Genomic DNA, 10,076 nt, shown 5'->3' on the forward strand with positions numbered 1-10,076 from the left:
TCGGTTCTAGAGCCTGGAACTAGCAAGCATTCCAGGGTAGGACTTTAACTCTTGCTCTGAACGTAGCCAGTTAAGGCGATAGCTGGTCAGCTACCTGAAGGGGGGCACGAAGCCCCCGTGCTTCAGCCGGGGGTGCTGACGATTCCTCAATCTCCACAATTTTAACTTTCAGTCGCCCCCGAGCCAGTTTGACGGTCAACTCCTGGCCGAGTTCCACCTCTTGGGCCGTCCGCACCACAGACCCGTCCGCCCTGTGAACGACGGCGTAGCCCCGGTTGAGACGGCTTTGGGGGTCGAGGGCCGCCAATTTCTGCCTGAACAGTTGCAGGCGGTTCCCCTCCCATTCCCAGCGCCGCTCCAGGGCTCTCAGGAGCCGCTGTTGCAGGTGGCGGCATCGTTCCGATTCTAGGTCAAGTTTGCGATCGAATGCCGTCCGCAGCGATCGCGCCCGCTGCCCGTGGGCGAGAGCCAGTTGTTCGAGGTCGGGAACCGCCCGCTCCGCCGCCGCCGTGGGGGTGTGGGCGACGGCATCGGCGACCCAATCGGCCAGGGATTCGTCCCGCTGGTGGCCGATGCCGGTGATGACGGGAATGGAAGATTGAGCGATCGCCCGCACCACCCGTTCGTCATCGAAACCGGACAGATCCTCTGTCGCCCCGCCCCCCCGGGCTAAAATTAGCACCTCGGCCCGTCCGTCCCGATTCGCCCGGGCGATAGCCTCCGCGATGGATGCCGGCGCCCGTTCCCCCTGGACGATCGCCGGGGACAACAACACCCGCAAACCCGGATACCGATGGCTTAAAGTCCGTTGAATGTCGCCCCACGCCGCCGCCTGGGGGGACGTGACCACCGCAACAATTTGCGGGTGGGGGGGGAGCGATCGCTTCCGTTCCGGGTCGAAAAGCCCTTCCGCTTCCAGGCGCGATCGCAGTTGTCGAAGGCGGAGGGCCTGCAATCCCTCTCCCCCCGGCAACACTTGCACGACGGTCAGTTGATATTCCCCCCGCTTGGGATAGAGGCGGATATTCCCCAAAACGATGACCTGTTCGCCCTTCTGGGGCTGCTGCGCGAGGCGGTCGCGCTGGCTGTTCCACACCACGCAATCCACCGCCGCGGAGCCGTCGGACTCGGAGAGGGTGAAAAACAGGCCGCTGCGGTGGAAATTGGCGCTCGACACTTCCCCGATCACCCACACCGACCGCAGGTTGGGGTCACATTCCAAGAGCTCTCGAAGGTAACTCGTCAGTCCGGCGACGGATAGGGCATGATGGACGGAAGACACAATGGCTGTGGAGTCGGGTGGTAAATTCATGATGAAACGTCGCGATAACGGGAGCTTGAGTGCGATCGAAGCTTAAACACTTCCCTAAAATTACATGGTATGAAAAAACGACAGATGGAGGCAATCACCGTGACATCCGATCGCTTCAAAGCCCTGACGAATCAGCGAAATGCCGAGGCGGGCGTCCTGCTGACGCGGTTGATCGAGGCGGAATGGCATCGCTTGCTCCGAGAACTCGACGCCCTCGACATCGATTCCGGCGACGTGGCCAGAGCGGCCCGTTTGGTCGGACAGTACCAAATCCTCAACAAACTGATGGCCGCCCTTTCGGAGGGGAGTTTGGCATCGGACTACGAAATCGAGGCCCAGTGGCGATCAAAACTGCTCGAACGGGTGGTGGAAGGCTTCGGACTCGACATCAACTCCCCCCAACCTCCCCCGAGGTACAGGAGTTTCGCCCAACAGGTCGCCGAAGCCTGCGGCTTGGAAGTCGTTCGAGACTAACAATTAACAATTAAAAATCAACAATTAATAATTAATAATTAATAATTGTTAGTTTTTTCCAACTCCCTAATACCGACTCCCGACTCCCTTTCTTAACGTTCTTGGACGAGGACGAAGGGCTGCACGATCAGGGCGTGGAACCGTTTGCTCTGGTCGCCGTTCCAGGCGGAAATTTGTTCGGCGGTGGGTTTGTAGATCTGCTGTTCGTCGATCCAGCTTTGGACTCTGGAAACCCGATTCTCGGCGATCGCGGCGCCGACGTCGAGCAGGTCCAACTGGCGATCAACGATGACCACGGCATCCCGCTTGACGTGGGGGATCAGCCACTCCCATTCGGCTTCATCAACGCTGTCGGACAGTTGGGTTTTCAAGTCTTCTTCCATGATCTCCTGATCTCGCAACATCTGAGCCCATCACCGTCCCAAATCGAGCATCCCGTTGATTTGGTCGGCACACTGGCCCGCGATCGCTTCGAGTTCGGTTCGGGCGGTCGATTTGGGGGGATCGAGGGGTTCGCCGACCCGCACCGTGACGGGGACGGTCCGGGGCAATGGCGATCCTTTTTTCAAAATCCGGTGGGTTCCCCACAGGGAAACGGGGATCAGCGGCACTTGGGCTTTAGCCGCGATCAGGGGCGCCCCCAATTTGGGCTCCGTGATGCGCCCGTCGGGGGTGCGGGTGCCCTGCAAAAAGATGCCCGCCGCCCAACCGTCTTCCAGACAACTGAGGGCAGCCCGGATGGCGGAGCGGTCGGCGGCACCCCGTTTGACGGGATAGGCACCGTAGAGGGCGATCGCATCCTTGAGAACCGGAACTTTGAACAATTCCTCTTTGGCCATAAATGCCACGGGCCGCCTCATGCAACTGGACAAGATCGGCGGGTCGAAGTCGCTGGCGTGGTTGCTAACGATCACGACCGGGCCCGTTTGCGGCACCCGTTCGGCATTGTAGATCCGCCCGCGAAAGTAGACGTGGAGCATCGGGCTGACCACAGACCACTTGAACAGGTGGTAAAGAACTAAACTCTGCAGCGGTTCGCGATTTCTGGCCACGGGACGGTAACGACGGGGACGGTGTGAACTGGCTTTTAGCCTATCAGGTTTTGGCACATTTCCGAAAATTCCCGATTCCCGATTCCCAATTCCCCTCCCTTGAGCGCCATAGCTATGAGCACTCGCCTCGCGATCGCCGGAGGTTAACCGCCCGCGAGCCGGATATTTCGGGATTTTCGGAGATCCTGAGCGTCGGATGGGTTGCCGTATTTTGGGGCGGACGGATCGCGGCGAGTTGAAGGTAGGATCGAGATATTGGTTTTTAATTCATCATTCGTCCTGCCGTTCCGCCGTGACCTACGAACCCCTCCACCACAAATATCGTCCCCAGACCTTTGCCGATCTCGTCGGCCAGGAAGCGATCGCCCAAACCCTCACCAACGCCATCCGCACCCGGCGTATCGCCCCGGCTTACCTGTTGGCCGGCCCGAGGGGGACCGGCAAAACCTCCAGCGCCCGGATTTTGGCCAAATCCCTCAATTGCCTGAAAGCCGAAACCCCCACGGAAACCCCTTGCGGCACCTGCGAAGTCTGCCGGGGCATCGCCAGCGGCGCCACCCTGGATTTCGTGGAAATCGACGCGGCCAGCAATACCGGCGTTGACAACATCCGGGATCTGATCGAGCGGAGTCAGTTCGCCCCGGTTCAGTGCCGGTATAAAGTGTATGTGATCGACGAATGCCTGACCGGGGATGCCCTCGTCCTGAGCGATCGCGGATTGATGCGGATCGACGATCCGACCCTCCGATATCGCCAAGTTCTCAGTTATAACGACTCGATCCGGGAGTGGGAATGGAAACCCGTCCGCCGCTGGCTCGATCGCGGGACCCGCGGGACCTTTGAAATCCGGACGACTCACGCGACAATCAGATGCACCGGAAATCATCTGATTCGGACCCATAAAGGATGGATAGCCACCCGAGATCTCGCCCCGGGAATGAAGATACTCTCCCCCGTCGCTACAGAGGCGGCATACTGTGGCTCACCCCGTCCCCAAATGACCTCCGGTATCGGGCGACCGGCGATCGCAACTGCCTCCGGGACCTCCATTCCGACGCCATTCCAGAAATGGAATACAAATTTGGAAACGATCGCATCTGTCCGCCCCGTTGGAGTTGAGCCGGTCTACGATATCGAAGTCGCAGATCACCATAACTTCGTGGCGAACGGTCTGCTGGTTCACAATTGCCATATGCTGAGTACGGCGGCCTTCAACGCCCTCCTCAAAACCCTGGAAGAACCGCCCGATCGCGTCGTCTTCGTCCTGGCCACCACGGACCCCCAGCGGGTCCTCCCCACCATCATTTCCCGCTGCCAGCGGTTCGACTTCCGCCGCATCCCCCTCGACGCCATGACCGAGCATTTGCGGGCGATCGCGCAAACAGAACAGATCCCCATCGTCCCGGAAGCGGTGTACATGGTCGCCCAGATCGCCCAGGGGGGACTGCGGGACGCGGAAAGCCTCCTCGACCAACTCAGCCTGCTGTCGGGGGAAATCGACGTGGAGCGAGTTTGGGACTTGGTGGGGGCCGTGCCCGAACGGGATCTGATGGCCCTGTTGCGAGCGATCGCCGCCCACGACGCCACCGCCGTCCTGGACCGCACCCGCGAGCTCCTCAACCGGGGCCGGGAACCCCTGATCGTCCTGCAAAATCTGGGGGAATTTTACCGGGACCTGTTGATCGCCAAAACGGCGCCCGCGCGCGGGGATCTGGTGAGACTCACCGGCCCCACCTGGGAGGAGTTGTGTCAGTTCGCCCAAAATTGCGATCGCGAGATCATCCTCGCCGGACAGAAACACCTCCGCGACAGCGAAGTTCAGATCAAAAACACCACCCAACCCCGCCTGTGGCTGGAAGTGACCCTGCTGGGACTCCTGCCCGACGCCCTGCGACCCGCCGCCGTCGCCCCCGCCGCCATTCCGATGCGATCGCTCTCCCCATCCCAAACCCAGTCCCAATCCCAAACCCAAAGCATTCCATCGAGCCCGTCCCAGTCCCAATCCCAAACCCAAAGCGTTCCATCCGGCAGATCGGAACCGAAACCCGCCCCGCCACCCAAACCGGCGCCGCCGCCACCGCAACCCGCACCCCAACCGGAACCCGCCCCCGCTGTCGCCGAGATTTCCGAATCTCCGGCAGATGTTAATCTAGACCAAATTTGGCGGCAGATTCTCGGCGCCATCGAACAACTGGGAACCCAAGCCCTGATGCGACAACACGGCTGTTTGCGATCGTGGAATGGCAATCTGGTTTGTATCGGGATTAAAACTTCCCCACTGCTAAAAATCGCCCAGTCCAAACTCGCCAGCCTGGAAGCCGCCTGTGGGAAAGTCTTTCAAACTCCGGTTCAGGTGCGGTTGGAAGTGGGGACGGATGCCGCGCCCCCCACTCCGGCGGCAAAACCATCTGCACCTCCCCCTCCCCCGCCGCCACCTCGAAAAGAGGAACCGGAACCCCCGCCACCGCCGCCGAAAGCGGAACCCGTCGCGCCGCCGCCCGAACCGATTCCCGCCGAGTCCCCGGACGTTTCCCTTCCCCGGGACAAAGCCGATGCGGTGGCCGTCGCCTCCCAGCAACTGGCGGACTTTTTCGAGGGGGAAGTGCTGCCCCTCACCGAGGAAGAATCCGAGGTCGAAATTGAAACGGATTCTCCCGTGGGATTGGAAGAACCGCCGGAGTTTGATTCAGAGGAAGATACCGAAGAAGAGGATATTCCGTTTTAACGGGGTTTTTCCGATACTCGGCTATATAGAAACGTGCGGATATTGCGATTGATAGGATTATTAAATTCGCCGATTTTGTGCATCCCGATTTTTTCGGCAACCCGCCGGGAGGCGTGGTGGTTCCAGGGCATATTGGCGTGGAGGGCATCCAATTTTAGGGTATTGAGTCCGTAATCCGCGATCGCCCGGGCGGCTTCTGTGGCATATCCTCGCCCCCAATAGGGATGGTGGATAATATAGCCCAAATCGTTGACAACCCGCCCCGCCACGATACCCCGCAGAATCCCGCAGTCGCCGACAATGGTTCCGTCGGAATTGAGACGGATGATATATCGGCTGAAACCGTCCATTTCATAGCTGCGGCGGTTGCGATCGACCCAGGCTTCCACCTGATTTCGGGTGAAGGGGCGGGGCCAAAATTGCAGGGTCGTGGGGTCGGAGAGGATCGGAAATAGGGTCCCGACATCTGCAATTTCATAGGGTCGCAGCGTCAGGTTTTGGGTTTGAAAGTGCGCTTCCGGATTCGCCGTCATACTCCCTCCCGATCGCAGATTAAATGATAGCACATCTCGCCCTTAAACCCCCAATGCTGGGGGCTTTGAGCGAATCGAGTTTTGACCCATCATTTCACGCTGCTATATTCAACAATTTTAATTCAAAACGCCGCAAATATAGTCCCCGAAACCGCCGGACTCGAATTGAACTTCCTTCCCGTCCGATCGCACCCGGATGCGATGGCGGCAGTTGTACGTTTCGACGGGGCGAACTACCCCATCGACGCTAATTTTGGCGCGATATTCCCAGTAATATTTGGCGCTGCGTTTGAGGCTGAGAATGCAAACTTTGTGGTCGGCGATCGTCCGGCACGATACCGCCTCCGCCGGGGGTGCGATCGGCGACAGCGCACCCATCGCCCACAGGACAATCATTAATAACAGACCGAACAAAAATTTCATTTTTTTCTCAATTTGTCGGCAGGGGCGAACGGCCCAGGTCGCCGCCGTGGCGTTCCACTTCAAAGGATTCGATATTGCCTTCAAAGGTATTGTAAATGACCCGCATTTCATCGTAGCCCACCGCAGTGGAAACCCCCCGGGGTGAAGGACATTTTACCTGTAAGAGTAAGCGGAATCCGGTCTCATCTCGGTAATAAAGTTTGTCACAATTGAAGGCGATAAACCCCTCGATCGCCAGTTGATTCAAAGCCGCGATTCCCATCGGACTTTGCAAGATCTGGTCGATCGCATCCCGCGTTTCACTCGGACTCAGCGATCGCCACACTTCCTCCGCACTGGTTTGGGCGATCGTCATCTCCGCCGATAAATTCGGCCTGTCCCCGGCTTTCACCGCACCCGCAAACCCGAACAGGCATCCGGCCAGAATTGCAACTTTAAATCCGGTCAAAACCGATAATTGATGCTGATTCATCATGATTTCACACCACACCCAATTGTTGGATTACCATTCTAACGCCGAGGACGACTCAAAATCAATCAATGTTCCCCAAACTCTCAAATTGATTCCGAATCGTTATGATGATTTTAAAATTACAAATAATCGGGAAAACAGACGATAAAGGTGCTCCCTTCTCCCAACTGCGATCGCACGCCAACTGTCCCCCCCATCCCCTCAACCAGGGTTTTCACGATCGCCAAACCCAGTCCCGTTCCCCCCGCCCTTGTCCGGGCTTCATCCACCCGATAAAAGCGTTCAAAAATGCGGCTTTGATGGGACAGGGGAATTCCTGGCCCGCGATCGCACACGGCGATATCGACCCGATTTTTATGGCGGTCAGCTTTGAGTAAAATCGGCGTATCCGCTTGGGAATATTTCAAGGCATTATCGATCAGATTCAATAAAACCTGTTTGAGGCGATTTTTATCGGCTTTGATTTCCAAAAATCCATCTATTTTTTCTAGCTTGATTCTTCCCCGACTGAAAGATTGAGCCATTTCCACCACTTCCGCCATCAAATCATTGACGATAATCGGTTCGAGTTGCAGGTGCAGCGTCCCGTGATCGGCCCTGGCTAATTCCAACAAATCCTGCAACAAACGGATGGTGCGTTCCGCCTCTCCCGAGGCGGTTTCCAAGCCTTCCCGCTGCAACTGGGTGAGATTTTCTCCCCGGCGTAACGTGCTTTGTAAATAGCCGTGAACGATGGTTAAAGGTGTCCGCAACTCGTGGGAAACATTGCCGACAAATTGTCGCTGCTGTTCCCAGGCATCCGCGAGGCGATCGAGCATTTTATTGCAGGTATTGGCGAGTTGTTCGACTTCGGAGGGGGCCCGTTCCAACGTTAAACGATAGTCCGAAAGTTCCGCCGCCGAAATGGTCGCGGCCATGCGGCTGACCTGTTGCAGGGGAAGGAGCGATCGCCGGATGTACCAGGCGATCGCACTGACCAATAAAATCATGGCAAATAGACTAGCAAAAACCAGGCGATAGAGCAAAGTTATAAAAATCTTATACTCCGACGTGATATCATTGACCATGTACAGTTTACCGAAGTTATAACTGCCGATTGTAAAATCACCGCCACACAACACCCAATACCGTCCATCAATTTTAGAAACCCCCGGTTTTTTCGGCATATTGGAATAAGAAATTAGCGCATTTCGCAAGTTAGGTTGAATGTCCTGGCGAAGATTAACCGACTCGGCGATAATTTCCCCCGCTCGATTTTTGACCCAAACCAAACTCTTCTTTTCGCTGGGTTTGTCGATGACGCGCTGGACGGCGACTTCCCGGGGCATCATTTCGCTGTACAATTTGACATCGTGGGAAAATTGTTGGGCAAACTCCGCCAATTTTTCCTTATGTTGTTCGACCAATAATTGCCGGATATTCCAACTCGTCCAAGCCGTGACTCCCCCGAGTCCCACAACGGCGAACGCGACGATCCCGAAGGTCAGTTGAACTTGCAGAGAAATGGGGGGCAAGTTTACCCAAAATCTGGGACCCGTTTTGGCAATCCGTCGGATCATTTTCATCGGTTCTCTTGGTCTGTTTATCATCCCGCGATGCCGCATACTCATACTTACCCGTTTTTTTAAATTCTATAATTTCCTCGATTGTGTTACCATTATTTTGGGTAAATAACAGTTGTTTTTTAGGGGGGCGATCGCCGGGTACACCCATTCAATCTATCATAGCTGAACTGACCCTGAAGCGATTCTGAGAATTTCCTGAAAAAACAAATGTTACAATCTCGGCGAGATATAATTACTGTAAACGTGAGTCGGTCAAAACCGAAAATTGCATGGAACGTCCCAAACTCGTCGCCTACATTACCGGCGCCATTTCCATTATCCTGGCGATCGCCTATCTTCTACTGGTGAGCGTCCTTGATTTTCGGGGCGAGATGATTCCCGCCCCCCAAAGTCAGCGGCCGGCCGAGACATCCGTCGCCGCCCTTCCGACATCGACCTCAATCACACCATTTTGGTCGCTTTGATCATGTGATAGGCGATCAGAAGTTGGGTGAGGGCGAGGGGGTAGCTTTGCAGCGTTTCCCCCGTCGTCCCGACCACCGACCCGAGTTCTTGATTGCCCGTCGTGCTGCAAAAGTTTTTCAGGTTGGGCAGTTCGTTGCACAGGGTCATTTCCAACTCCTGCACCTGTTCTTGGGTGGCGTGGCTGTCCACCTCCAGCACGTCCACCGGCTTTCGCATATCGCGATCGAGTCCCAAACGCACCGCCGGACGGTGGTCAACCTGGCTTTTCGGGAGAATGTCCGTAAAGTCGGGGTGGGGGATGGTGGGCCGCAACATTAACCGCACGTTCAGCGTCGAGCTGTCTTCGCTGTCGCCGTCCGGGGGATAAAACGTGACCACCACATCGGCCCATTTCCGTTGGGGGCGAATGTAAGATTCCGAGTCCGGTTCCCGCTTCTCAAGGGCCGCGAGAACTTGTTCTTCCGTGTATCCCCGCTTGCGCGTATCCCGCTTCACCTTCCACCGCGCCCGCAGGGGTTCCGGGGGGGCGAGGTAGACTTTGACATCGTAGCAGTCCCGCGCCCCCCGCGTGGAGTAGCCCAGCAACCCTTCGACGATCACGAAGCGCTTCGGTTTGATATATTCGGGGGGTTCAAATCCTCCGGTATCGTGGTTGTAGATCGGCTTGAGGATGGGCTGTCCGGTCCGCAACATCGTCAGGTGCTGCTGCATGATATCCAAATAATTGCAGTCGGGATGGAGGGCCGTAATTCCGATCTCGGATCTCTGTTTGCGATCGTATTTGTGATAGTCGTCGGTACAAATGACCGTCACGTTATCTTCCCCCAAAATCTGGGCAATTCCTCGCGTCAAAGTCGTTTTTCCCGCCGCACTGTCCCCGACGATTCCCAAAATAATCGGACGATGACTCATATTTTCCTCTTCGTTCTCGCATAAGTGTTGCCATTCTATCGTGGAGGGATTTGAGATTTGAGATTTGAGATTCCCTGGAATTCGGGCAACCAGAGACGGTTGCCCCCACGGAAAAGAGGCAACCCTATAAGGTTGCCCCCACG

The 10,076-nt window shown here is 56.7% G+C and carries 11 protein-coding genes; 3 read left to right on the forward strand and 8 right to left on the reverse strand.

All coding sequences use genetic code 11. From position 1 onward, the window contains the following. Positions 1 to 70: 70 nt before the first annotated feature. Entirely contained in the window at positions 71 to 1,312 is a 1,242-nt protein-coding gene (xseA, locus tag AC0QHF_RS02785; RefSeq protein ID WP_324702658.1) for an exodeoxyribonuclease VII large subunit, read from the reverse strand. A 69-nt stretch (positions 1,313 to 1,381) separates the two neighbouring features. Here xseA and AC0QHF_RS02790 point away from each other — a divergent pair, with 69 nt between their 5' ends. Then, entirely contained in the window at positions 1,382 to 1,786 is a 405-nt protein-coding gene (locus tag AC0QHF_RS02790; protein ID WP_324702659.1) for a hypothetical protein, read from the forward strand. 92 nt (positions 1,787 to 1,878) lie between these two features. On the opposite strand, the gene AC0QHF_RS02795 is transcribed toward AC0QHF_RS02790, so the two are convergent. Both AC0QHF_RS02795 and AC0QHF_RS02800 read right to left on the reverse strand, forming a co-directional pair. Then, positions 1,879 to 2,169: a DUF2288 domain-containing protein gene (locus tag AC0QHF_RS02795; RefSeq protein WP_324702660.1), complete on the reverse strand. Its 291-nt coding sequence runs from the start codon at positions 2,167 to 2,169 to the stop codon at positions 1,879 to 1,881. A gap of 30 nt (positions 2,170 to 2,199) precedes the next feature. Beyond that, positions 2,200 to 2,838, reverse strand: coding sequence for a lysophospholipid acyltransferase family protein (locus AC0QHF_RS02800; protein ID WP_324702661.1), 639 nt, complete (start codon positions 2,836 to 2,838; stop codon positions 2,200 to 2,202). Positions 2,839 to 3,130: 292 nt separating this feature from the next. Between AC0QHF_RS02800 and dnaX the strand changes: the two genes are divergently transcribed. Next, a complete protein-coding gene (gene dnaX / locus AC0QHF_RS02805) occupies positions 3,131 to 5,563 on the forward strand; it encodes a DNA polymerase III subunit gamma/tau (RefSeq protein ID WP_324702668.1) in 2,433 nt (810 codons plus the stop codon). Here dnaX and AC0QHF_RS02810 read toward each other — a convergent pair. From AC0QHF_RS02810 to AC0QHF_RS02825, 4 genes are all read right to left on the reverse strand, one after another. Continuing rightward, entirely contained in the window at positions 5,560 to 6,129 is a 570-nt protein-coding gene (locus AC0QHF_RS02810) for a GNAT family N-acetyltransferase (RefSeq protein ID WP_324702662.1), read from the reverse strand. The two genes, dnaX and AC0QHF_RS02810, sit on opposite strands and share 4 nt — an antisense overlap. Before the next feature lie 84 nt (positions 6,130 to 6,213). Further along, positions 6,214 to 6,519: a hypothetical protein gene (locus AC0QHF_RS02815; protein ID WP_324702663.1), complete on the reverse strand. Its 306-nt coding sequence runs from the start codon at positions 6,517 to 6,519 to the stop codon at positions 6,214 to 6,216. A gap of 7 nt (positions 6,520 to 6,526) precedes the next feature. Then, positions 6,527 to 6,994 (reverse strand): hypothetical protein, encoded by a 468-nt coding sequence (locus AC0QHF_RS02820; RefSeq protein ID WP_324702664.1) that lies wholly within the window; start codon positions 6,992 to 6,994, stop codon positions 6,527 to 6,529. A gap of 116 nt (positions 6,995 to 7,110) precedes the next feature. After that, entirely contained in the window at positions 7,111 to 8,556 is a 1,446-nt protein-coding gene (locus tag AC0QHF_RS02825) for a sensor histidine kinase (protein ID WP_324702665.1), read from the reverse strand. Positions 8,557 to 8,825: 269 nt separating this feature from the next. On the opposite strand from AC0QHF_RS02825, the gene AC0QHF_RS02830 reads away from it, so the two are divergent. Then, entirely contained in the window at positions 8,826 to 9,020 is a 195-nt protein-coding gene (locus AC0QHF_RS02830) for a hypothetical protein (protein ID WP_324702666.1), read from the forward strand. Here the strand turns inward: AC0QHF_RS02830 and AC0QHF_RS02835 are convergent. After that, a complete protein-coding gene (locus tag AC0QHF_RS02835; RefSeq protein WP_324702667.1) occupies positions 8,998 to 9,933 on the reverse strand; it encodes a phosphoribulokinase in 936 nt (311 codons plus the stop codon). The genes AC0QHF_RS02830 and AC0QHF_RS02835 overlap by 23 nt on opposite strands. Positions 9,934 to 10,076 lie beyond the last annotated feature (143 nt).

This window comes from Lyngbya sp. CCY1209 (genome assembly GCF_055795065.1).

Coding starts and splice junctions, on each gene's coding strand:
- AC0QHF_RS02835 (WP_324702667.1), bottom strand. CDS start 9,933: ATGAGTCATCGTCCGATTATTTTGGGAATCGTCGGGGACAGTGCGGCG.
- AC0QHF_RS02825 (WP_324702665.1), bottom strand. CDS start 8,556: ATGAAAATGATCCGACGGATTGCCAAAACGGGTCCCAGATTTTGGGTA.
- AC0QHF_RS02815 (WP_324702663.1), bottom strand. CDS start 6,519: ATGAAATTTTTGTTCGGTCTGTTATTAATGATTGTCCTGTGGGCGATG.
- xseA (WP_324702658.1), bottom strand. CDS start 1,312: ATGAATTTACCACCCGACTCCACAGCCATTGTGTCTTCCGTCCATCAT.
- AC0QHF_RS02830 (WP_324702666.1), top strand. CDS start 8,826: ATGGAACGTCCCAAACTCGTCGCCTACATTACCGGCGCCATTTCCATT.
- AC0QHF_RS02820 (WP_324702664.1), bottom strand. CDS start 6,994: ATGATGAATCAGCATCAATTATCGGTTTTGACCGGATTTAAAGTTGCA.
- AC0QHF_RS02795 (WP_324702660.1), bottom strand. CDS start 2,169: ATGGAAGAAGACTTGAAAACCCAACTGTCCGACAGCGTTGATGAAGCC.
- AC0QHF_RS02790 (WP_324702659.1), top strand. CDS start 1,382: ATGAAAAAACGACAGATGGAGGCAATCACCGTGACATCCGATCGCTTC.